Source organism: Flavobacterium rhamnosi, from assembly GCF_048286515.1.
In the GTDB taxonomy this organism is placed as follows: domain Bacteria; phylum Bacteroidota; class Bacteroidia; order Flavobacteriales; family Flavobacteriaceae; genus Flavobacterium.
Map to the genome: position 1 here is coordinate 22,033 of NZ_JBLVPS010000023.1, position 23,361 is coordinate 45,393.

At 33.0% G+C, this 23,361-nt stretch carries 18 protein-coding genes; 6 read left to right on the plus strand and 12 right to left on the minus strand.

Annotated features, from left to right (window positions below):
- Positions 1 to 120: 120 nt before the first annotated feature.
- The 7 genes from ACNQGN_RS15670 to ACNQGN_RS15700 all read right to left on the minus strand — a co-directional run bounded on the left by ACNQGN_RS15670 (position 121) and on the right by ACNQGN_RS15700 (position 8,585).
- Positions 121 to 3,117, minus strand: coding sequence for a glycoside hydrolase family 3 N-terminal domain-containing protein (locus tag ACNQGN_RS15670; RefSeq protein WP_417988769.1), 2,997 nt, complete (start codon positions 3,115 to 3,117; stop codon positions 121 to 123).
- 13 nt (positions 3,118 to 3,130) lie between these two features.
- Entirely contained in the window at positions 3,131 to 3,613 is a 483-nt protein-coding gene (locus ACNQGN_RS15675; protein ID WP_417988770.1) for an ABC transporter ATPase, read from the minus strand.
- A 68-nt stretch (positions 3,614 to 3,681) separates the two neighbouring features.
- Complete coding sequence (locus tag ACNQGN_RS15680; RefSeq protein WP_417988771.1) at positions 3,682 to 4,473, minus strand: (Fe-S)-binding protein; 792 nt, start codon at positions 4,471 to 4,473, stop codon at positions 3,682 to 3,684.
- A 59-nt stretch (positions 4,474 to 4,532) separates the two neighbouring features.
- Complete coding sequence (locus ACNQGN_RS15685; protein ID WP_417988772.1) at positions 4,533 to 4,979, minus strand: LNS2 domain-containing protein; 447 nt, start codon at positions 4,977 to 4,979, stop codon at positions 4,533 to 4,535.
- 94 nt (positions 4,980 to 5,073) lie between these two features.
- A complete protein-coding gene (locus ACNQGN_RS15690; protein WP_417988773.1) occupies positions 5,074 to 6,405 on the minus strand; it encodes a 4Fe-4S dicluster domain-containing protein in 1,332 nt (443 codons plus the stop codon).
- 4 nt (positions 6,406 to 6,409) lie between these two features.
- A complete protein-coding gene (locus ACNQGN_RS15695) occupies positions 6,410 to 7,375 on the minus strand; it encodes an MlaD family protein (RefSeq protein ID WP_417988774.1) in 966 nt (321 codons plus the stop codon).
- Between the two features lie 49 nt (positions 7,376 to 7,424).
- Positions 7,425 to 8,585: an N-acetylmuramoyl-L-alanine amidase family protein gene (locus ACNQGN_RS15700; protein ID WP_417988775.1), complete on the minus strand. Its 1,161-nt coding sequence runs from the start codon at positions 8,583 to 8,585 to the stop codon at positions 7,425 to 7,427.
- Positions 8,586 to 8,668: 83 nt separating this feature from the next.
- Here ACNQGN_RS15700 and ACNQGN_RS15705 point away from each other — a divergent pair, with 83 nt between their 5' ends.
- Together ACNQGN_RS15705 and ACNQGN_RS15710 are read left to right on the plus strand one after the other, a co-directional pair.
- The gene (locus ACNQGN_RS15705) at positions 8,669 to 11,416 is read left to right on the plus strand and encodes a putative LPS assembly protein LptD (protein WP_417988776.1); all 2,748 of its coding nucleotides are present in this window, start codon (positions 8,669 to 8,671) and stop codon (positions 11,414 to 11,416) included.
- Between the two features lie 110 nt (positions 11,417 to 11,526).
- Positions 11,527 to 11,907, plus strand: a complete 381-nt coding sequence (locus tag ACNQGN_RS15710; RefSeq protein ID WP_417988777.1) for a RidA family protein — start codon at positions 11,527 to 11,529, stop codon at positions 11,905 to 11,907.
- Here ACNQGN_RS15710 and ACNQGN_RS15715 read toward each other — a convergent pair.
- The 5 genes from ACNQGN_RS15715 to ACNQGN_RS15735 all read right to left on the minus strand — a co-directional run bounded on the left by ACNQGN_RS15715 (position 11,888) and on the right by ACNQGN_RS15735 (position 20,127).
- The gene (locus ACNQGN_RS15715; RefSeq protein ID WP_417988778.1) at positions 11,888 to 12,262 is read right to left on the minus strand and encodes a methylglyoxal synthase; all 375 of its coding nucleotides are present in this window, start codon (positions 12,260 to 12,262) and stop codon (positions 11,888 to 11,890) included. The genes ACNQGN_RS15710 and ACNQGN_RS15715 overlap by 20 nt on opposite strands.
- Positions 12,263 to 12,267: 5 nt before the next feature.
- Entirely contained in the window at positions 12,268 to 13,119 is an 852-nt protein-coding gene (locus ACNQGN_RS15720) for an N-acetylglucosamine kinase (protein WP_417988779.1), read from the minus strand.
- A 143-nt stretch (positions 13,120 to 13,262) separates the two neighbouring features.
- Positions 13,263 to 14,267, minus strand: coding sequence for a type I glyceraldehyde-3-phosphate dehydrogenase (gap, locus tag ACNQGN_RS15725; RefSeq protein ID WP_417988780.1), 1,005 nt, complete (start codon positions 14,265 to 14,267; stop codon positions 13,263 to 13,265).
- A 74-nt stretch (positions 14,268 to 14,341) separates the two neighbouring features.
- Positions 14,342 to 15,328 (minus strand): 6-phosphofructokinase, encoded by a 987-nt coding sequence (pfkA, locus tag ACNQGN_RS15730; protein ID WP_417988781.1) that lies wholly within the window; start codon positions 15,326 to 15,328, stop codon positions 14,342 to 14,344.
- 371 nt (positions 15,329 to 15,699) lie between these two features.
- Positions 15,700 to 20,127, minus strand: a complete 4,428-nt coding sequence (locus tag ACNQGN_RS15735) for a translocation/assembly module TamB domain-containing protein (RefSeq protein ID WP_417988806.1) — start codon at positions 20,125 to 20,127, stop codon at positions 15,700 to 15,702.
- Between the two features lie 212 nt (positions 20,128 to 20,339).
- Here ACNQGN_RS15735 and tsaD point away from each other — a divergent pair, with 212 nt between their 5' ends.
- The 4 genes from tsaD to ACNQGN_RS15755 are packed head-to-tail and all read left to right on the plus strand — an operon-like array spanning position 20,340 to position 23,248.
- Positions 20,340 to 21,362: a tRNA (adenosine(37)-N6)-threonylcarbamoyltransferase complex transferase subunit TsaD gene (tsaD, locus tag ACNQGN_RS15740; protein WP_417988782.1), complete on the plus strand. Its 1,023-nt coding sequence runs from the start codon at positions 20,340 to 20,342 to the stop codon at positions 21,360 to 21,362.
- A 3-nt stretch (positions 21,363 to 21,365) separates the two neighbouring features.
- Positions 21,366 to 22,073 (plus strand): 16S rRNA (uracil(1498)-N(3))-methyltransferase, encoded by a 708-nt coding sequence (locus ACNQGN_RS15745; protein WP_417988783.1) that lies wholly within the window; start codon positions 21,366 to 21,368, stop codon positions 22,071 to 22,073.
- 26 nt (positions 22,074 to 22,099) lie between these two features.
- Positions 22,100 to 22,738, plus strand: coding sequence for a DUF4159 domain-containing protein (locus ACNQGN_RS15750; protein WP_417988784.1), 639 nt, complete (start codon positions 22,100 to 22,102; stop codon positions 22,736 to 22,738).
- Positions 22,739 to 22,747: 9 nt separating this feature from the next.
- Entirely contained in the window at positions 22,748 to 23,248 is a 501-nt protein-coding gene (locus tag ACNQGN_RS15755; RefSeq protein ID WP_417988785.1) for a TrmH family RNA methyltransferase, read from the plus strand.
- The last annotated feature ends 113 nt before the right edge of the window (positions 23,249 to 23,361 follow it).

Sequence of the window (23,361 nt, forward strand, 5' to 3'; positions counted from 1 at the left end):
AAATTTTGGAACTAAATACTTCAAATAAAATTCACAGAAGCTATTTTAATAAAAATAGGCCAAATGAAATGGTTTTACTAATTTCACTTTGGCCTATAGACTACTTATTCCGCAATTATACTAATTTACAATTGCCTCATAAATCACCTTTTGTATATCTTCCCGGATATTTTCTTTGGATAATCTATTTTCGGCAGCAATTGGAAAAGTTCTGTTGGATAAAAACACATAGACGATTTGCGTTTCAGGATCCGCCCAAGCCATCGTCCCGGTATAACCAGTATGTCCAAAACTTGTCATGGAGGCGCAGCCACATGTAGGTCCCTCAGCACCCAATTGTGGTTTATCAAAGCCAACACCTCTCCTATTGCCCGCAGCACAAAAATAACAGGTATTGAAATCTTCAAATGTTTTCTCGGAAAAATACCGCCGATTGCCATAACTTCCTTTTTGCAGGTAAAGCTCCATTATTTTAGCCACATCCATGGCGTTCGAAAAAACTCCGGCATGACCTGAAACTCCGCCTTCTAAAGCCGACGACAAATCATTGACATACCCTTGCAAAAGTTGATGACGGAAGTAGGTATCTGTTTCCGTTGGAGGAATTCTGTTTTTATCAAATTTTGACAATGGATTGAAACTTGAATTATTCATTCCGAGTGAGCGATAAAAGTTTTCCTGAATTAAAACATCTAATGTTTTGCCGGTTGTTTTTTCTAAATAATCCTTCAGAATCATAAAAGTAAGATCGCTGTACTTGTATTCTTTTTTCAATGAAAGTTTACTCTTAACTATCATTTTCATTATTGTATCGCTAAAATCATTTCTAATAAAAAGACTGTCTGCCAATCGTTTAGAAAACATTTCTTCAGGAATTTTTCTAAAGTATTTATCAGATGGAAACTTTGATTTATCCATTGAAGCTTTATAAAAAGGAATTCCCGCAGCAAGTCCTGCATAATGAGATAATAAATCCTTAAAATTAATATTCGCCTTATTCGAATCTCTAAAAATGGGAGACATCGATCCTAATGTCGTTTCCAAATTTATTTTTTGCTGATCGTATTGCAACATTACATTAGGCAAAGTGGCCAGAATTTTTGTCAAGGACGCAACATCATAAATGTCTGAATTTTCAACTTTTATAGTTTTATCATAGGTGTGATGTCCAAAAGATTTTTGATAAATTACTTTCCCCTTTCTCGCGACCAAAACTTGAATTCCCGGAGTCATGCGAGAACTAATTGCTTTATTGGCGATACCATCAATTTTCGACAAAATATTAGAATCCATTCCTACATTTTCAGGAGTTGTGAATCCCAACCGATCTAATTTTTCGGTTACTAATCCATCATTCACTTTGAAGCTTGTATGGATCGAAACAGGTAGTTTTCCTTTGGCTTCAATCGCTCCAAAAATTAGTTCCGCCGAAACAACTTGTGCAATAGCACTATTTTGATAAGAAACGACCAATCCTTCTATAGCATCAAAATTTGTTATTGGTAATAAAGAATACGGCTTAGCAAAAATATCCAAAATGACATTGTTATTTTTGGCTAAAAAATTTATTTTAAACAACTCATTTGACCTTAAATCATCGTTTTTAAAAGCAACATCTGATTTATGATAACCAACGATTACAGTTGTAAACGGTTGCAATTTTACTTGCAAGCTGTCCAGATTAGCATCTGCAATTACAGTGACATCAGAGTATTTTTTCAAAGTTGAGACAAAAGCATCATTGTCGTCATCTCCAATTTTAACGTAGGCTATTTTTTGCTTGTCCAAACTTTTTATTGGTAAAATAGCAGCGGTGTTTTTTAGAACTGTAACTGCATTTTCGTACAACTCATACTGTAAAGCATTATTTTCAGGTGAATTTAAATCAGCATATAAATTAGCTGTTGTAACAGGCTTATAAGAACTTAAACCAGCTTTATATTTGAACTTTAATATTTTTTTAACCGAAAAAGCTAATCTTTCAGCTGAGAATAAATTAGCCGAATAGGCAAGTTTAAATTTTTCGATTGCCTCTGGAACATCTGCAGGAAATAACAATACATCATTTCCAGCCATAAAAGCTTCCATATTAATTTCAGAAGGTAACCTGGAGGCACTTACACTTTTCATATTCAGGGCATCGGTAAAAATAAGTCCCTTGAATCCCAATTCTTTTTGAAGAATATTTGTTACCACATTATAAGAAATCGACGACGGATAATTCGGTCTTGATTCTAAGCTGGGAACGTTTAAATGTGCCACCATAACAGAAGAAAGTCCTTCATGAAACATTTTTTTGTAAGGGTAAAACTCTACCTCCTGCAATCTTTCTTTAGAAAAATTAATTGTTGGCAATCCTTTATGAGAATCTGTTTCCGTATCACCATGACCCGGAAAATGCTTCCCTGTCGAAAATATTCCCTGACTTTGAACTCCTTTCATTAAAGCAACAGCGTGCTGTGTAACCTTAAACTTATCTTCGCCAAAAGAGCGAAAGCCTATTATGGGATTTCGGGGATTTGTATTGATATCGAGAACTGGAGCAAAGTTAAAATGCAGCCCCAATCGCTTGCTCTGCAATCCCATTTGAACACCAACTTTCTCTAACAATTTCATGTCCTGGATGGCTCCAAGTGTCATATTCCAAGGATAGGCAGCCGTAGAATCCAGGCGCATACCCAAACCCCATTCTGCGTCATTCCCAATAAACAAAGGTGTTTTTGATTTAGACTGAAAACGATTAGTTAGTTTTAATTGACGAACCGGACCACCTTGGAAGAAAATCAATCCCCCAATTTTGTTTTCCTGTATTAGTTTATCAATTGCGTTGAAGTGCACGGTATCTTTATTAGAATAAGCGGCAACCATAAATAGCTGCCCTAATTTTTCCTCTAAAGTCATGGCATTATAAAGACTATCAACCCACTTATTGCCTTCGGGTGACAATTCGAAAAGTTTAGGAACAGTACGAGAATTTATACTGTCCAAATCTTTTGTCTTGGACGGAACGTTGGTTAAAATTACTTTATTCTTATTAATTTTTGTACCAACACAACCAGCAGCAACAAAAAGAAATAAGACATAAAAAAAAACAATTTTGATGCCTATTTTTTTCATTGAACTATTTTTATTAAAAAAAGCGACTATGCCAGCTATCCATGGCTGGAACTTCCCACGATTCATTATATTCTTCTATATTATTAACCAGATTATTGAAAACTATAGTATTTTCAGTAACTGCTTTGTCTTTTACCATCTTTTTAAAATCAATCAAAGGCTTGTGCGCAATATGTTCGCCTAATTTAAAAGTCACATTCATTTTATCCAATAAATCAACAGCATATTTTTGTTCCAAGCTTTGGATAAATTCTACAGACGAATCTATAGAGCAGCCCGTGGCAGCCTGAACATCTTGATTTACAGCTATAATAATAAACCTGTTGTATTTCAATTGGTATGATGATTCTAAACTGTTACCATGAGCAGCCCAACCTTCAAGAAAAGATTGCAAGGCAGTTTCGATTTCGGAAAATTCGGCATCCGAAAATTTTCTGTTCGACTGATAAATCCAGATTTTGGATTCTTCGGGTAAATTTTCAAATGGAACGTACATGATATTTAAGTATAAATTGTGAACTATAAATTTAAAATGAAAGTAATAAATATTGAAACAATACTATATTACAAATCTTGAGCATTTGCAATCAATTCTGCGATGTCCATAACTTTTACTTCGCCTTCCTTTTCTTTATTTTTAATACCATCAGTCATCATCGTATTACAAAAAGGGCAACCAGCAGCTATTATTTCTGGCTTTGTTTCTAAAGCATCTTCCGTTCTTTCAATATTGACTTCCTTGTTTCCAGGCTCGGCATCCTTAAACATTTGGGCACCACCGGCACCACAACATAATCCATTTGCTTTAGAACGCTTCATTTCCACTAATTCGGCATCCAACTTAAGAATCAAATCCCTTGGCGCTTCATACACATTATTGGCTCTTCCCAGATAACAAGGATCATGAAAAGTGATTCTCTTTCCTTTAAATTGTCCCCCTTCAATGGTCAATTTTCCAGTATCCAACAACGATTTTAAAAACGTTGTATGATGAACGACTTCGTATTTACCGCCTAATTCAGGATACTCATTCTTTAGTGTATTAAAACAATGAGGACAAGCCGTAACAATTTTTTTAGCTTCATATGCATTTAAAACCTCAATATTCATCATGGCCTGCATTTGAAACAAAAATTCATTACCCGCTCTTTTGGCAGGATCACCGGTACAGCTTTCTTCAGTACCAAGCACGGCAAAAGAGACATTTGCACGATTTAAAATTCGTACAAATGCCTTAGTTATTTTTTTTGCTCTATCATCAAAACTTCCTGCACAACCTACCCAAAATAAAACTTCTGGTTGTTTACCTTGAGCTAACATTTCGGCCATGGTAGGCACTATCAAACTTTCCGACATATATTTTTGTTTAAAGCTTAAGTTCAAAGTTTCAAGTTCTGAAATCTGAAATCTATTATCTATTCGTGCTGACCGTCATCAAAAACTTGAATGGTAACCTCTTTATCAACCAAATCGGTAAATTTCCCTCTGTAACGAGTTGCTTTTACTAAATGGTTATCAATCCAATGGTAGTTTCCTCCTCTTGGTTTCCCCATTACCATTCCATGATATTTGAATCCAAATCTATTCAACCATTCTTCAGTAACTTCTCTGTGCGCTTCTGTTCTTGAAGTAAAAAAGAATATAATATGACCTTCATCATACCATTTATTCAATGTAATTAATGCGTCAGGATATACTTCAGCAGTTGCCATTCTTTCTGGTTCTTCATTAGGAATATCATCACAAATTGTTCCGTCAATATCAATCAAATAATTTTTTACACCATCTGGCAATATTGGACTTATGTGTTGTCCATTTTCTGTTGCCTCAACTAATTTTTTGTCTAAATCTTCTGTGTTCATCTTACGTTTTTTTCTAATTTATTTTTGTCAAAAATGATTAAAAAACTCCTAACCTCGCTTTATAGAAACTTTTTATTTTAATTTATATACTACTTTATTCATTTTTCCAATTCAATCGATCTTGCTGATTGTATTGCCAAGGTGCACCATTATTTTCTATATTGGTCATCATAGCATTTATAGGCATTGGCGCGGCACTTTGCTCCATTACCAGATAGCGTCTCATATCAATAATAATAGACAGCGGACTTATACTTACCGGACATTCCTCTACACAAGCATTACAGGAAGTACAGGCCCATAGTTCTTCCGGTGTAATGTAATCGTTCAACAATCCTTTATTATCCGGAACGAAAACACCTTTATTAGCATCAATATTTCTTCCAACTTCTTCCAGTCTGTCTCTTGTATCCATCATGATTTTACGAGGAGACAATTTTTTCCCTGTTATATTGGCAGGACATGCCGAAGTGCAACGCCCGCATTCGGTACACGTATAAGCGCTCAATAATTGTACCCAATTTAAATCCTGAACATCACTAGCGCCAAACTTAGCCGGCACTTCATTTTCATTAACTGGTGCCGCAGCAAATGGATCTGCAGTAGGATCCATCATCATTTTCACCTCTTTAGTAACAGATTCCAGATTATCAAATTGACCTTGTGGGTTTAAATTTGCAAAATACGTATTTGGAAATGCTAATAGTATGTGCAAGTGTTTTGAAAAATAGAGATAGTTCATAAATATCAAAATTCCGCTAATATGCAACCACCAAAATATTTCTGTAAGAAGCATTACTAACTCATTTGACATTCCGTTGAACCATGGTTCGATGAACTGACTTATAGGAAATGAACCTGCTTTGATAAAATGAGAAAAACCACCAGGTATATTTTGCAAGTGCAAATCTGAAGCATTCATTAATAAAAACAACGTCATCAAAACTACTTCAAAATAAAGAATATAATTAGCATCCTTTTCAGGAGAACCTTTTAAATCAGAATTTGAAAATCGTTTTAATTTGATAATATTTCTTCTTATCCAAAAAGTAAACACCGCAATTAAAACTAAAAGTGCCAATATTTCAAATGAGGCAATTAATACATTATAAAAAGTCCCTAAAAAAGCAAAAATTCTATGCGTACCAAAAAGACCATCTATGATTATCTCCAATAATTCAATATTGATGATTATAAAACCTACATAAACAATAATATGAAGTACACCTGCAACAGGTCTTTTTACCATTTTAGACTGACCAAGAGCTATCATAGCCATGTTTTTCCAACGTATTGCAGCGTTGTCTTTTCGATTTACGGCTGCACCAAGATTAATATTCCTGATGATTTTTTTTATATTACTATAAAAATACCCGAAACCGATAGCTAATAATATGGCAAATAATATATTGTCTAAATAGCTCATATTGCTAGTTTTTTTCTTTTAGTATAGAATCATTTATCGGTGTAACATACGGCTTATTTTTCTTTCCAAATAAAGAAACGTTAACATACCTTGTCGGAGATAATCTTATGTCCTGCAATAACAATTCTAATTCTTTTGTTGTTGCTTTAATATTTTGGTAGAAAGCTTCATCGTTTAACAACTTACCCATTGAACCTTTTCCTGATTCCAAACCACTCATAATACCATCCACTCTTGCCAGGGTTTTATTTAGATTTTTAACCGTTTTTCCAAGATCTGCTTTGCTTAGTGAATCCGATATTTTAGAAAAATCACCCGTTATTTTATTAAAGTTCGTTACAGCTACTTTTATTTGAGCTTTATTATCATCTAACAATGCATTGACACTTATGGTAGTTTTGTGAAATTGCGCTATAGTCTTGCTTAGCTCTGCTAAACTAACCTTCAAATTTTCCTGACCGTTTTTATCCAAAACATTGTTAATCCCTGATAAAAGTTTATCAGTATTAGCCATAACCCTTTCTAATTTTTCCTGCAGAGGAGCTAATTTATCTCCAACTTTATCCGTAAGTCCTAATTTTGTGGTTCCCAGTAATTTTTGACCATCAACAGCTAGGGCTTTATCATTAAAATTCGGATTGATTGCAATTTGTTTTCCGCCAATAAATCCAGGCTCATAGATAGAAGCGGTACTGGATTTCGATATAGGGAAATCCGTTTTTAATTGCAATTCAACCAATAATATTCCTGTATTTTCATTTATTGTAATACTGTTTACTTTACCGATAACCAAACCGTTCAGGGTAACTGGTGCTGAGGCTGCTAATCCTTCTACACTTTCATATTCTACATAAAATGTTTTATAATTAGTAAAAAGATCCCTTCCTTTTAAAAAACTGTAGCCCCAAATGAATAATAAAATAGATGCAATGACTAGTATGGCAGTTTTAATTTCTCTTGTTATTTTCAAAATATAAATGTTTGTGCAAAATTAATATAAAATATTTAACTTGTTATTATTATTTAAGCGCTTCTTGAATACTAATTTTTTCTCCATTTTTAAATGCAATTAAAAAAGCCGAATCATATCCTTTTTCTTTTGCTTCCTGTAATTGCTTTTTTGCCTCATCATAATCCGGAGTTTCACCATACATATATTTGTAAACTCTGTTATCATAAGCGACAGAAATATTTTTCAGTCCTTTAAAATTTTTAGGCGCTAATTCCACTTTTCTAACACTGGCAGAAAGTTGCACTTTGAATAAAGCAGAAGAATTGCCTGCACTTTTCACTGTTTTTTCCGAAGAATTTAAATTTGCTTTAGGCTTTATTGCGGTTGAAGTGTCTTTTATCGGCTTCTCAATAATTTTCTGAGATGGTTTCTCATCAAAAATCTCAGTTTCTCCATTTCCATAATAATCAGTCTTATAACTTACAATAGCTTTTGCAATGGCTTTAGCAATTTCATTTTGACCTTCCTCAGAATTTAAAGTATTGCCCTCAATGGAATTAGAAATAAAACCCATTTCTATCAATACCCTTGGCATGTACGCTTTGTGCAGTACCATAAAAGGAGCTTGTTTAACGCCTCCGCCTCTAATTTTTTTCCCTAAATCCCCAAACTCTTCTTCTATTTTGCTTGCCAGAGAAATACTGTTGTCTAAATACTCCTCCTGCATCAAAGTCATTCCTATCATTGTTTCCGGAGAGTTCGGATCAAACCCTTCGTATTTTTGTTTATAATCCTTCTCCAAGGTAATTACAGAGTTCTCTTTTTTGGCAGCTTCAAGGTTAGAGGCTACTTTATTCATACCCATAACATACGTTTCGGTACCATCAGCCGCTGTATTTCTGTTTGCATTACAGTGAATCGAAACAAAAATATTTGCGTCTGATCTATTGGCGATATTCGCCCTTTCAATTAAATCAATAAAAACGTCCGTTTTTCTGGTATAGGTAACACTAATTTTAGGAGTTGCCTCTAATATCTTTCCGACTTTTAAAACTACAGCCAGAGCAATATTCTTTTCAACACGACCTTCATATACAGCACCAAAATCATGCGCACCATGACCCGCATCTAAGGTTACTCTAAATATATTGGATTGGCTATAACTTGTAAAAGAAACTGTCGCGAGCAGGAGAAAAAATATTATTTTAATTTTATAGGTGATATGCATAAATCTAATAGTTAATTTTAATTAAAACACTAAGGTTATAAATTCTTTATTTGATTATTTTTGACAAAAAATTATATGTAAGTTTGACATCTCAAAAAACAGGCCATAATTTTACAAAAATAGCATTTAAACCTTTGCATACAAACTTATTTAATATCGTTTTATTATCAATTTTCCTAACAATAGGATCTGCTAAATTATATTCACAAGATATAACAAAAAAAACAACAGTTATACCTACTAAAAAACAAACAGATAGCACCAAAACCGTCGCCGGGAATCCTAAAAATTCAATTACAGATATAAAAAAAGAGACAGATTCAGTAAAAAAAGACACTGTCAAACTCAAAAAAGCATTTCTTGATGGTAAAGTAAAATACACCGCTGAAGACTATGCCAAAATTGATCAGAAGAAAAAACTTATCACCCTATATAATAAAGCGGAACTGTATTATCAAGATGTTGAATTAAAATCAGGGATTATCGTCATGGACTATGAAAAAAACGAAGTCTATGCTGGTCGAATAAAAGACTCCACCGGAGCATACACACAATATCCTAACTTCAAACAAGGATCCAATGTCGTAGAACCAGATTCCATTCGTTTTAATTTTAAAACTAAAAAAGCCTTGATTTGGAATTCACGATCAGATCAAGGAGAATTTAAAATAAAAGCAGCTATTACCAAAAAAGAAAACGATTCGGTTTATTTTCTAAAAAAAGCGCGATTCACCACATCAAAAGATGTGGATAATCCAGAATATTATTTTCAAACCAATAAAGTTAAATTTATTCCTGGTAAAAAAGTAGTAACCGGCTTAACCCATATGGTTATTGCTAATGTACCGACTCCAGTGGCTTTACCTTTTGCTTTTTTTCCAATGAGTAAGGAAACCAGCGTTTCTGGATTGATTTTACCTAGTTATAATGATTCTAACACCAGAGGCTTTTCTTTACAAAATGGAGGTTATTATTTTGCCCTTAGCGATAATTATGATTTAACTGTTTTAGGCGATTATTATACCAACGGTAGTTACGGAATGCGTTTTGAGTCGAGTTATGCGGAGCGCTATAAATATCGAGGTAATTTGAATGTACGATTTGAAAATTTAATTAACAGTGAAAGAGGTTATCCTGATTATTCAAAACAAAAAATTTACAACATACAATGGTCTCATTCAAAAGATTCAAAATCGAACCCAAACTCCAGTTTTTCAGCTTCTGTAAACCTTGGGAGTAGTAAATATTTCAAACAATCTATAAATCAAGCCAATATAGGTTCGAATCTTAATAATACATTAAGCTCATCTGTCTCTTATAGCAAAACATTCAATTCGGTGCCACAGGTTAGAATGTCACTAACCGCAACACATTCTCAAAACACACAAACGGAAGAAATCAATATGACTTTACCAACACTTCAAGTAAGTGTGGATCGGTTGTATCCTTTTGTTGGAAAAGATGGCGCTAAAAAAGGCTTCTTTAAAAATATCAATCTACAATATAATTTAAGCGGTAAAAACAGCATTACAACTAACGATTCTTTATTTTTTAAACCTGAAATGTTTAGAAATGCAAAAACAGGTATTGAACACACTATCCCATTAAGCACCAATTTTAAATTATTTAAATACTTCAGTGCTTCCTCCTCCTTTAATTACAAAGAAGTTTGGTACACCAAAACTATTACTAGAAGCTATAACGACGAGCAAAGTAAAGTAGTCGATAATGTAGTAAATGGATTTGATGCTTTTAGAACGTACTCGTTTTCATCAAGTTTAGGAACTACCATATATGGTACTTTTAATTTTGGAGCGGATAAAAAAATAAAATCTATTCGACACGTCATGCGACCATCGGTTTCATATGGCTATACTCCCAGTTTTGAGAAATATTACGACACCTACGCCTCAGATGCAACCGGGACTATGATAAAACAATATTCTCGATTTGAAGGTGGGATTTTTGGAGCTCCAGGGATATCAAACTCAAATAATTTAGGTTTTGATTTGAGCAATACTTTTGAGGCTAAAGTAACAGATAAAGACAGTACGAAGGTTGAGCCAAAAAAAATAATGTTGCTAAACAATTTAAATCTTTCGACTAGTTATAATCTTAACGCTGACGGGGTAACTTCCCTTGCTTTTTCTCCCGTTAGAGTTAGCGGAGGAACGCAACTTTTTGCCAACAAAATGAATGTAAATTTTGGTGCGACCTTAGACCCTTATGCAATTGATAATGCAGGCACGAGAATTAATGTTTTTAATATTGATAATGGTGGAAGTCTTTTTAGAATGACTAGTGCAAATATGACCTTAAATTATGCTATATCGAGCAAAGAAAAAGACAAAGTTAAGAAAGACAAAAACGTTCAAAGTGAAAGAAATGGTGGTCGGGAAGATGATCTATTTGGAACAAATACTGACTTAAGTGATAATAGAAGAAGCCAATTCGATGAAAGTGAAGAAGAAGGCGATGATGTAATTTCAGAATTTTTTAGTGCAAAACTGCCTTGGGATATGACTTTTGCCTATTCCCTAACCTATGGAAACAACAATCGAGAAAAAAAAATCATAGGGAATTCCATAATGATTTCTGCCAATGCAGATATAACTCCTAAATGGAAAGCAGGCGTATCAACGGGTTATGATTTTGTACAAAAAGGAGTTACATTCACCCAACTTCGTTTCGAAAGAGATTTGTTGAGCTGGAGAATGGATTTCAATTGGACGCCATTTGGAACAAATGCAAATTGGGGATTCTTCATTGGGATTAAATCGGGTGTCTTAAGTGATATTAAGTTCGACAAACGAAGTAGTACCAATAGGTAATTACACTTGATTAATCAATTGAATAGACTAAATATTCCACTATATTCTATTATTCTATTTAACAGAAATAATTTAAGGAGACTAAAACAACAATTAATACATCAATTTTTATGAAAAAAATAATTTTTACCGAAAACGCACCTGCGCCACTTGGTCCATACAATCAGGCTGTTCTAAAAGGAAATATGCTTTTTACATCAGGTCAGATTGCACTAAATCCAGCTAATGGAGAACTAGTTACCGCTACAATTGAAGCTGAGACAGAACAAGTGATGCAAAATATGAAAGCAGTTTTAGAGGCTGCTGGAATGACATTTGAAAACGTAGTAAAAACTACAATATTCATAATGAATATGAATGATTTTGCCAAAATAAATACTACTTATGGTTCTTATTTTAACGAAAAAACCGCTCCAGCTCGTGAAACGGTTCAAGTGGCTTGTTTGCCAAGAAATGTAAATATAGAAATTTCTATGATTGCAATGCTATAGCATTTAGCAGTAATTGTGCCGTTGCCTCATTTGTAGCCAATGGCACATTATGTACATCACAAACACGAATTAACATATTGATATCCGCTTCATGAGGGTGACTTGACAATGGATCTTTAAAAAAGAAAACCATTTTAGTCTTACCTTCTGCAACTCTGGCTGCAATTTGAGCATCGCCTCCCAACGGGCCTGAAAGCATTTTTGTTACTTTAAAACCAGAATTTTCAGCTTTGCCACCAGTTGTTCCGGTTGCAATCAATTTAATTTTTTCTTCTTGTAAAATCACTTTGTTTTTTTCTAAAAACTGAACTAAGTCTGCTTTTTTACCATCATGCGCAATAATTGCAATCTCCATAAAATTTATTTATTAGCAATATGATACGCAATAAGTCCATCAATTGGTCTTCTTAGTACGTTACCTAATCTTAATTCATATTTATCGAAAGTCTCTTGCAACTCATCTTTCAAATAAAATGCAATAGAACCTACAAAGTGAACAGGTACTTCTTTGCAATTCTCATATTGTTTAATATAATTTTTGACAAAAGATTTCATTCCTTTGAATATAATTTTCCTGCAAAACTCAGTCTCTTTATGTTGAATTAAGAATTTAGCAAATGTTGCTAAATAAGCATTAGGGTTCGCTTCTTTGTATAGTTTACTTTTAATAGCGTCTGGATCTAAATCATACTCTTTTTCAAATTCAGCTGCCAGTTCCTTTGGCATTTTGTTGAAATAATATTTTCGGATTAATTCTTTACCAAAAACATTACCGCTACAATCATCCATTACTATATAACCTAATGATTGTACTCTTTGGTGCAATTCTTTTCCATCAAAATAGCTACAGTTAGAACCTGTACCTAAAATACTGACAATTGCTTTTTCACCTTTAGGTGTGGTGGCATAAACCGCAGCATAAGTATCCTCTTCTACAACAATAATTGCATTGGTAAAATAGTTTTGAAAAATTTGAGAAAGTGATATTTTCATTCTGTCTGTTCCACAACCTGCTCCATAAAAAAACAAATGAGTCGCTTCCTTTTTATTTTGTAAAATGTCAAAACGGTCATTTAAACGTTCAACAATTTCATCTCCATCTAAAATTTCCGGATTCAACCCTAAAGTTTGTGTTGTAAACAATACTTTTCCATCGTCATCTATCGCAATCCAATCGGCTTTGGTAGAACCACTATCAACTAATAATCTCATTTTTTTTGGTTTTTTTGGTTTTTTTCTGTTTCGTTTTTTTCTTCTTTAAAAAGTATGCTGTAAAAAAATTTCCATTTTAAAAAAGTAAACAAAAAATAAAATCCCGTTAAATATAATATAACGGGATTTGTAAATATAAAGAATTATTTTAAACCTGCAATGTGTACAGATAAATCAATTAATTTGCTAGAATATCCATATTCATTATCATACCAAGATACAATTTTGAAAAAAGTTGAATTCAAACCAATTCCTGCATTAGCATCAACTATAGACGTTCTTGAATCAGAAACGAAATCCTGAGATACAACTGCATCTTCAGTATATCCTAAAATACCTTTCATAGTAGTTTCAGAAGCTGTTTTCATAACAGACATGATTTCTGCATAAGAAGTTTCTTTAGCTAATTTCACTGTTAAATCTACAACAGAAACATCAACTGTAGGAACACGCATTGACATACCTGTTAGTTTTCCGTTTAATTCTGGAATAACCATACCAACTGCTTTTGCAGCACCAGTACTAGAAGGAATCATATTTACAAGAGCTGATCTACCACCACGGTAATCTTTTCTTGATGGTCCATCATTTGTCATTTGAGTAGAAGTAGTTGCATGAACTGTAGTCATCAACCCCTCAACAATTCCAAAATTGTCATTAAGAACTTTTGCTAATGGAGCTAAACAGTTTGTAGTACAAGATGCATTTGAAACCACTGTATCACTTGCCAAAGCTTTGTCATGGTTTACTCCCATTACGAACATTGGAGCATCAGCAGATGGTGCAGAAATAATTACTTTTTTTGCTCCACCAGCAATGTGTGCTTTTGCAGTTTCAATAGTTGTAAAGAAACCTGTACATTCAGCAACAACATCAACATCTACTTCATTCCATTTTAAGTCAGCAGGATTTCTTTCTGCAGTAATACGAATATTTTTTCCGTTTACATAAAGTTTTCCTTCTTTCACTTCAACAGTCCCATTGAAACGACCGTGAACTGAATCATATTTTAATAAATAAGCTAAATGATCTACTTCTAATAAATCGTTGATAGCTACAACCTCTACATTATCTCTGTTGAAAGATTCTCTGAATACAATTCTTCCAATTCTTCCAAATCCGTTTATTCCTAATTTTACTTTTGACATTTTACTTTAATTTTTGTTTGTATTTATTTAACTTATATAAAGTCTAATTTCCTCACAATAAACTTTAACCACTTCTATGTTGACATTATATCTGAAACTCTTAATAACTCTCTGTCAATTTCTGTTTTACCTTTTATGGCTTGTTCCAAAGGTGTTAAGGCCACTTTATCACTTTGTAGACCAACCATATAATTTGATTTGCCTTCCAATAATGATTCAACCGCTTTAACTCCTAATCTACTCGCTAAAACTCTGTCGAAACAAGATGGAGAACCACCTCTTTGCATATGACCCAGAACAGATACTCTCACATCATATTCAGGCAAATTAGCTTCAACATAATCTTTCAATTCGAATACGTTTTTACCAATTTTATCCCCTTCTGCGATAACAACGATACTGGATGATTTTCCCGAAGCTTTACTTTTTTGTAATGATTCTAATAACCTTTCCAATCCTAAATCTTCTTCTGGAATTAAAATCTCTTCAGCTCCTGCACCAATCCCTGCATTCAATGCAATATGTCCAGCATCTCTCCCCATTACCTCTACAAAGAATAAACGGTTATGAGAACTTGCAGTATCTCTAATTTTATCAATTACATCAACCACAGTATTTAAAGCCGTATCATATCCTAAAGTATGGCTGGTACCAAAAATATCATTATCAATAGTACCTGGAATTCCCATAACTGGAAAACCAAATTCAGTATTAAATAATAATCCTCCGGTAAAGGTTCCGTCACCTCCGATTACAACTAAGGCATCAATTCCAGCTTTTACAAGATTTTCATGTGCTTTCTTTCTGCCTTCAGGAGTTCTGAATTCTGTAGAACGAGCCGATTTTAAAATCGTCCCACCTTTATTTACAATGTTATTTACACTGCGAGGTCCCATTTCTTTGAAGTCACCTTCAATCATTCCTTGATATCCTCTATATATACCTATGCATTCTATATTATGATAAGCACATGTTCGAACAACTGAGCGTATTGCTGCATTCATTCCTGGCGAATCTCCACCAGAGGTTAGAACACCAACCTTTTTTATTGTTTTTGGCATTATTTAAGTATTAAAGTGTAAAATTAGCAAACATTCAGCACTTTTAAAGCTGCATTTTTTATAAATTAGTAAAGCGCTCCAAATTCAAACGTTTTCGTTAATAAGTTTTTAAAAAACCAAAATAAAACCTATTTTATTTAACAAAATTAAAAAAAAATCAATTATTATTTGATAATTAACAATTATTTAGATTTTTAAACTCGCAATTCAAAAAGCTTAAAATAACTATAACTACCCGGTAGTCCCCGATTTAGGTACAGTGTTATCGCAACTGATTCAAGAAATAACGAAATACCTATATCAGTATTTATAAAGGAACACTTATAAATCTTCTATCGAAATTCAGGTGTAGAACAAACAGACCAAAAACATTACTCCTCTTCAGGAAGTACAGCATCCTGATTTGCTTTCTGTTTTTTTGTAGCAGGTTTTTTAGACTTCATAAAATTAATATAGTCCGGAGACAAGTTGGAATCCTGATCTTCAGCTGCTGATTCCGACTGGATTTCAAGTTGATGTTTCTTAAATATTTTATTCACTAATTCTTTAAAAGTATCAAAATCTACTTCATAAGAAACCCCTAAACCTTGTGTATATCCAATTCCCTGCCCTATGTAATTAATATCATTTTCTTTATTAAAAAGACGCAGATTCATTGTTCCATCTTCGTTAACCCTGTAAAGCACCTCTAAATCCCCTACAATTGCAGATTCATTTATTCCGCCAAAAGGAACCCCAACTTTACCATTAATCGTAATCCTTTCATTAATTTTTGACGAAATAGTTGCCACAAATCTTCCATCTGTTTCTCTACCTATTCTTTTATCTGCAGAAACAAAATTGATTCCCACTTTGAATTTTTCATTTTCCGTTTGAATTATGCCTCCTAATAAGCTTGTCGCTGTTTCAAATAAACTTGCGGAAAAATCAGATTGATTTACCCCTTCCGGACTTAAAAAACCACCGGAAGATAACAGATACAATGCTTGAGTTTGCCTAACATCCTTATCATTTAACTTGTATTGAATTTCTGATTTCAAAACATTGCTTACTGTTGGGAACTCTATATTAAAATCAGGTTCAGGACTTGTTAAATCACCACGAAGACCTATAATTACTTCAACAGGAACTTTAGTATTAAAGGAAGAATTTTCTAACAACACTGCTGGATTTGCTATTGTTTTATATACGGCCTCCAGATTCAGTTGTGCTTTCATAGGATTGCCTTCCCAAGAAATTGACCCCCCTTTTTTGACAGCAAACTTTTTATCAATAAATCCACCGTATTTAAAGTTATACGTTCCCTCATAGGCCTGGAAATCGCCCCACATATTGAACTTACCCAATGTGTTTATCTTAAACAATAGCGATCCAAAACCTTTTCCTTTCATCCCATGTCCGGTATTTCTATCCAAAATAACTTCCACTTCAGCAGCTGGTGTGATATCAAAATCAAACTCTAATTCAAGTCCGCTATAATTTCTGGTACTCTCAAAAATCCCTTTTTCGATATTGTACTTTTCTTTAGCGGTCACAAAATGAATAAATTTATTGTCACTTACACTTTCAGCATTATTAATCGGAATTTTTATTGCAGTTCCTTTTTCTGATTTCGCATCAACTTTAATAAATAAAGAGTTCTTAGGCCCTTTTATTGTTGCCGTCCCATCTATAAAAGCAGTACCATAATAAGCGGCATCATCGCTGTCTTTTGTATCTAAGGCTAAAAGCCTTTTCGAATTAATGGTTAAGTCTAACTTCCAGTCCGAAAAATTATTATGTTCCACACTTCCATTCAAAGTTCCTTTGGTTCCGTATTTGGTATCTGTTAGGGTGTTATTTCTAAACAAAAACTTTTCATCGGCCAAATCAATGATTGTTTTATCTTTTAATTCGTAGTCCGTACCCAAATATGGAACAGTCAATCCTGCATTGTCTACAAAAAGACGCCCATTGATTTCTGGCTTTTTAAGATTTCCCTGAATAACTGAATTACCGGATACTGATCCTCTAATATTTGATAAAACCTCCCCTCCCAGTGAGCTTAATGTCCCCAAATTGAATTTCTCAAATTTCAGTTTTAAATCTAAAATTGTTTCCTTATTTACGATTTCAAAAGTACCGTTGGCATTGAAAGATTCTACATTTTCATTTTCAATATTCGAATTTATTGTAAATTTCCGGAAGCTTTCATCTCCCTCAATATTAAAACTCAAAATACCTAAATCCGTATTATTCACATTCAATTGATCAATTACAATGGAAGAAGTTGGCTGATAAACATTTTTATCCTGCTTATAATTTACTTCCCCATTTATATTTCCTTTAAAAACAAATTTGTCATTATCAGGTGTAATTTTGTTTAGATCAACATCTTTAAAACTCAGCTTTAAATCTTTAAAGGCAGGCCCTTTTAGGTCCCCCATGAGTGAAATTTCCTGATCTTCGTGAGACAATACGATATTATCAATATTGAAATCTTTAAATTCTTTATCAAAAACAATTTGATTATCAGCAGTCTCTTTTGCATTCAAAAACCATAGATAGTCCTTAAACTTAACTTCGGATTTACTAATTCCAACAACGTTTTTATTGTCTTTATTTATAGTGTGATATAAATTTAAATTATAATAATCTTCCCCACTCGTCCCTCCTTTAAATTCCGAACGGAAGAATAATGTATCTTTCATAGTTACATTTATCAGACTAAAATCCCGAATTTTATAATATTTAGTTTTTATGCTATCCAACTCTATATAAGCATTATAAAGTGGATTTTTATTATCGACTGAAATTCTGATATTATCAAATGTATTATCTGATGCACTAATTTTAGGCGAATTAAAATTGAGTTTAAATTCTTGATTATCCGAGTTAATACTTCCTTTCACAATCGTATTAGATCCGATTGAAATTTCCGGATAAAATATTTCGATGATTTTATTATAAATAGTAAAATCAAATTTCAGAAACTGTCCTTTTTTTACCTTATTTGGTTTGTAATTTGTATAAAGACTCCCCAAAGAATTTGTCACTAAGTTTTTAAGCTGACTAAATTCATACCTACCTACTATTTCACCCTGAACAATATCGGGAGAATTCACGTTTATTGTTCTGATTCTACTTTGGTCAAAGCTGGAAATTATGGTAAAGTCATCAAAATTATAGGTTCCCTTTGCATTTTGATAAGAGGTTTTATTGATGTAAACATTTCCCTGAAAATTTTCTATAGTATTTCCTGTTGCCTGAACTACAACATCCCCTTTGAAAACAGATACCGAATCTTTTATTAACTTTAATTTAGATAAGTCTGCATTTTCAACATTAATATGAAAATCATATCGGCTGTCTTTTTTACTTAAATCCAATAAACCATCAAAAGTCATACTCAAATTTGGATCATTTATAGAAATCTGACCTTTGTAATTCGGCAATTTGAAAGTACCATTTACAACAACATTTGTGTAGGTATAATTTTTATAATCTATTTTTGTAACATCACCTTTAATAGCGGTATCTAAATATTTTTGTTTAAATCCTTTTCCGTCAACATCAATATTTAAAGTCACCCTTCCAAGATCTTTTTGTTCGAATAAAGTTCCAATATCAAAATTTTCTAAAATTACATTTCCTATATAAGAAGCCTTGTCAATTACATCAATATTTTGTATTTCCAAAATAGAAGTCACTTTTCCTAATGCCGTTATCATAGAAAAATCAGCTTCAACAGCAGTAGTGGAAACACTCGAGGTTCCGGAGGCTGAAAATCTACCCAGTTTTTTTAAAGAAGTTGGTAATTTATTTCCTAAGATATTAGGCAGTATGACTACCAAATCCTCATAGCTGGAAGTTAACTTATCAAATTTAGCATACATGGAGAATTTTTGACCTTTTTTGGCAAATAGATTTTTAAAATTGATATCACCGTTCATTTGTGTCTTCCGGTCATCAACCAATTCCAAGTTGCTAAATTTTAAATCATTAAGAGTTCCTTTAATACTTGTCTTAGTGTAAAAATGTTGGTTTTTACCTAATTCCTTATAAAAATAGCGAATATCATTCGAAGATATGGAAGCAGAATTCAATTTAATATCAAACTGGACTTTATCCGTAAAATTGGAGAAATCTTCTATTTTATAATTTAATATGACGGTCCCGTTTACTGTTGATTCCTTTGTTAATAAATCAAGCTTTTCAAGTTTTATATTTTTTTTCGAATAGCTGAATTTTGAGCTTAAGTTTTTTACATACAAACCCCGAAAATCTAAAAATGACATCTTGTTTATATTGGTTGTCACATCCGGGCCGTATATTTGAAAGTCACTTACTGCGGCGTTAAGCTTAGTAAAATCAAGATCTTTTGGATTCTCCCTATTATCATCAGTCAAAATAAAATGTCCGTCATAAATTTGCAGCTTATTTGCTTTCAGCAAAAACTTCTTAGCTGATGGTTTGCCAGTTTCAAAGGCTATAATAAATTTGTCCAGGTTGGATTCTTTCTCATTTTTATACGTTCTTAAATTAAAAAGTAAACCATGCAAATCCAAATCATCGAAAATTAAATCGCCATCTAACAATCTTTTCCCTTCTAAAATTGTAGTTTTTATTCTATCGGCAAAAATAAGCGTATCTTTATGATGGTCGCTTATAAGTACTTTTTTGAATTTCACTCCTCCAAAAACAGATACCGCAACTCCATCTATAGCAATATTGGTCCCAAAATCTTTATTTATGCTACGAACAAAATATTGAGCAATTTTTGTTTGAACATAAGGCGTGGAAAGTGCTATACCAAGCACCAATAAAAGTAAGATAAGTCCAAGTAGAGAACGAAATACTATTTTTTTAAACTTTTTGATACTTATTTATTTGTTTAATTTTTTATAAAAATTTTATTTTGCTTTTGGAAACAACGGCCGCTTTAATAAAAATTCTTTAATTTTGCCCTTTTATGTAAAAAAACATTTTTTACATAGGATTGTCAAATATAATTCAAAATTTGTGCCTTTTTATGCAAAATCCCGAGGTTTTTATTCTTGCTATCGAAAGTTCTTGCGATGACACTGCAGCAGCTGTTTTACAAAAGGACAAAGTATTGTCAAATATAGTAGCTAATCAACTGATTCACAATCAATATGGCGGTGTAGTTCCTGAACTTGCCTCTCGTGCACACCAGCAAAATATAGTTCCCGTTATTGATGCCGCTCTTAAAAAAGCAAATATACAAAAAGAACAGTTGTCGGCAATTGCTTTTACGCAAGGTCCCGGATTGATGGGTTCCCTTTTAGTAGGAAGTTCATTTGCCAAATCATTAGCTTTAGCTTTAAAAATTCCTTTAATTGCAGTGAATCATATGCATGCCCATATTTTAGCGCATTTTATTCATGAAGAAGGATTTGAAAAGCCTACCTTTCCCTTTTTGGCTTTGACAATAAGTGGCGGACATACTCAGATTGTTAAAGTGAATGATTTCTTTGATCTTACAATTATAGGAGAAACTACTGATGATGCCGTTGGAGAAGCTTTTGACAAAAGCGCAAAAATACTTGGACTTCCTTATCCTGGCGGACCTCTGATAGATAAATACGCTCAACTAGGAAATCCAAAGGCATTTGCTTTTACAAAACCAAAAGTTCCAGGCTTGGATTTTAGTTTTTCTGGTTTAAAAACCGCTATTCTCTATTTTATTCAAAAGAAAAAAATAGAGAATCCAAATTTCATTGCTGAAAACCTGACTGACATTTGTGCCTCTATTCAATACACCATTATTGAAATTCTGATGGATAAATTAAAAATGGCGGTAAAGGAAACTGGAATAAAACAAATAGCAATTGGTGGAGGAGTTTCGGCCAATTCAGGAATAAGAAACGCTATGGCGCAAGCCGAAAATAAATATGGATGGAAAACATTTGTTCCTAAATTTGAGTACACCACGGATAATGCTGCAATGATTGGAATTGTAGGTTACCAAAAATTTTTAACCGGAAATTTTGAAACTTCAGCTGTTGTTTCTAAAGCAAGAATACAATTCTAAATTATGCAATTATTTTACAATCCAACTATTAACGACACTACTGAAACCTTTTCTTTTGACAAAGAAGAAAGCAAACATATTATTAAAGTATTACGTAAAAAGGATAGTGATATTTTATATGTTACTAATGGTTTAGGCTATTTATTTAAAACGGAGATCACTTTAGCTTCTGACAATAAATGTACTGTAAAAATCATTTCTTTCGAAAAGTCGGCACCTTCAAAATTTCATTTGCATTTAGCGGTTGCTCCGACTAAAATGAATGATCGTTTTGAATGGTTTTTAGAGAAAGCCACTGAAATTGGCATCCATGAAATCACTCCGATTATTTGCGATCGTTCCGAACGAAAAGTGATTAATAATGAAAGATTTGATAAAATTATATTGACTGCCATGAAGCAATCTAATATATTATTTCTACCAAAATTGAATGATGCAGTATCTTTAAAAGAGTTTGTTAAACAAGAGCGGGAAGGGTTAAATTTTATTGCTCATTGCGAGGAAACAAATAAAAAAAGTTTGAAATCCGCATTAGAGGCAAATAGAAATGTTACCGTATTAATTGGACCCGAGGGAGATTTTACAGAAAAAGAAATCGAATTAGCACTTGACAGCAAATATGTTCCGGTATCTTTAGGCGCTACGAGATTGCGAACAGAAACCGCAGCCATTGTAGCATGTCATAGCGTAGTTTTCATTAATGAAGAGTAAGAATTAATAATGCTGAATTTATAGTTATGAAAAAAATATATTATTTATTGCTATTAGTTTCTACCGCTTCATTTTCGCAGGAAATCGCATTATTAAAGTATAGCGGTGGTGGTGATTGGTATGCCAATCCTACTTCGTTACCTAATTTAATCAAGTACTGTAATGCAAGTATAAATACCAAAATAAAGCTCAGACCGGGAACTGTCGAGCCAGGAAGCCCTGATTTACTCTCCTACCCATTTGTTCATATGACAGGCCACGGGAATGTTGTTTTTAGCGATACTGATGTGATCAATCTCAAGAATTATTTGTTGGCTGGTGGTTTTCTGCATATTGATGATAATTACGGCATGAATCAATACATCAGAAAAGAAATAAAGAAAATATTTCCAGATAATGAATTGATTGAAATCCCTGCAAATCACAATATTTTTCAAAAACCTTTTCTATTCCCCAACGGACTACCAAAAATACACGAGCATGATGGCAAACGTCCGCAAGCTTTTGGAATATTTATCAAAAACAAATTAGTGCTTCTATATACATACGAATGCGATTTAGGCGATGGATGGGAAGATCCTGAAGTAAATAATGATCCACTTGACGTTCGAGAAAAAGCACTAAAAATGGGTGCTAATATCATCAATTATAGCTTTAATAATTAATCTGAATCCGTGCAATTAGAACATAAAGATATTCCTTTTGAAAAAAAAACATTTCCTATTACATTAGTATGTGATAATATTTATTTTCAGCAGAATATTGGCTCATTATTTAGAATTAGTGAGGCTTTTGGTATTGAAAAGATCATTTTCTTAGGAAGAAATATACCCCTTAATCCTAGAAAAATAAATAAAACTTCCCGGAGTACCCATTTACATGTCCCCTATTCCGTAATTGTCCAAACCAAAGATTTAATTGATTATTTACTTGAAAATAATTATGAAATTATCGCCTTAGAAATTACCAATGCAAGCAAGCCGCTCCAAGAAATAAACTTTCCACCTTCAAAAAAAATAGCTTTAGTACTAGGCAGCGAAATAAACGGCATTTGTAACGAAATTTTAACAATCTCAAATCAGACAGTCCATATTAATATGTTTGGAGAAAACAGCAGTATGAATGTGGTTCAAGCTGCAAGTATAGCGCTGTACGAACTCACAAATAAAAGATAATTTACTAATTGGCAATTGCAAACCCTTGTAACTACAACGATATAGTTCATTGTTAAAATTTATTTAAAAAAATTTTTTTAATCGAATAAATTGTTATAAAATTGCAGTATTAT

Coding starts and splice junctions, on each gene's coding strand:
- ACNQGN_RS15670 (WP_417988769.1), bottom strand. CDS start 3,117: ATGAAAAAAATAGGCATCAAAATTGTTTTTTTTTATGTCTTATTTCTT.
- ACNQGN_RS15675 (WP_417988770.1), bottom strand. CDS start 3,613: ATGTACGTTCCATTTGAAAATTTACCCGAAGAATCCAAAATCTGGATT.
- ACNQGN_RS15680 (WP_417988771.1), bottom strand. CDS start 4,473: ATGTCGGAAAGTTTGATAGTGCCTACCATGGCCGAAATGTTAGCTCAA.
- ACNQGN_RS15685 (WP_417988772.1), bottom strand. CDS start 4,979: ATGAACACAGAAGATTTAGACAAAAAATTAGTTGAGGCAACAGAAAAT.
- ACNQGN_RS15690 (WP_417988773.1), bottom strand. CDS start 6,405: ATGAGCTATTTAGACAATATATTATTTGCCATATTATTAGCTATCGGT.
- ACNQGN_RS15700 (WP_417988775.1), bottom strand. CDS start 8,585: ATGCATATCACCTATAAAATTAAAATAATATTTTTTCTCCTGCTCGCG.
- ACNQGN_RS15710 (WP_417988777.1), top strand. CDS start 11,527: ATGAAAAAAATAATTTTTACCGAAAACGCACCTGCGCCACTTGGTCCA.
- ACNQGN_RS15715 (WP_417988778.1), bottom strand. CDS start 12,262: ATGGAGATTGCAATTATTGCGCATGATGGTAAAAAAGCAGACTTAGTT.
- ACNQGN_RS15720 (WP_417988779.1), bottom strand. CDS start 13,119: ATGAGATTATTAGTTGATAGTGGTTCTACCAAAGCCGATTGGATTGCG.
- gap (WP_417988780.1), bottom strand. CDS start 14,267: ATGTCAAAAGTAAAATTAGGAATAAACGGATTTGGAAGAATTGGAAGA.
- pfkA (WP_417988781.1), bottom strand. CDS start 15,328: ATGCCAAAAACAATAAAAAAGGTTGGTGTTCTAACCTCTGGTGGAGAT.
- tsaD (WP_417988782.1), top strand. CDS start 20,340: ATGCAAAATCCCGAGGTTTTTATTCTTGCTATCGAAAGTTCTTGCGAT.
- ACNQGN_RS15745 (WP_417988783.1), top strand. CDS start 21,366: ATGCAATTATTTTACAATCCAACTATTAACGACACTACTGAAACCTTT.
- ACNQGN_RS15750 (WP_417988784.1), top strand. CDS start 22,100: ATGAAAAAAATATATTATTTATTGCTATTAGTTTCTACCGCTTCATTT.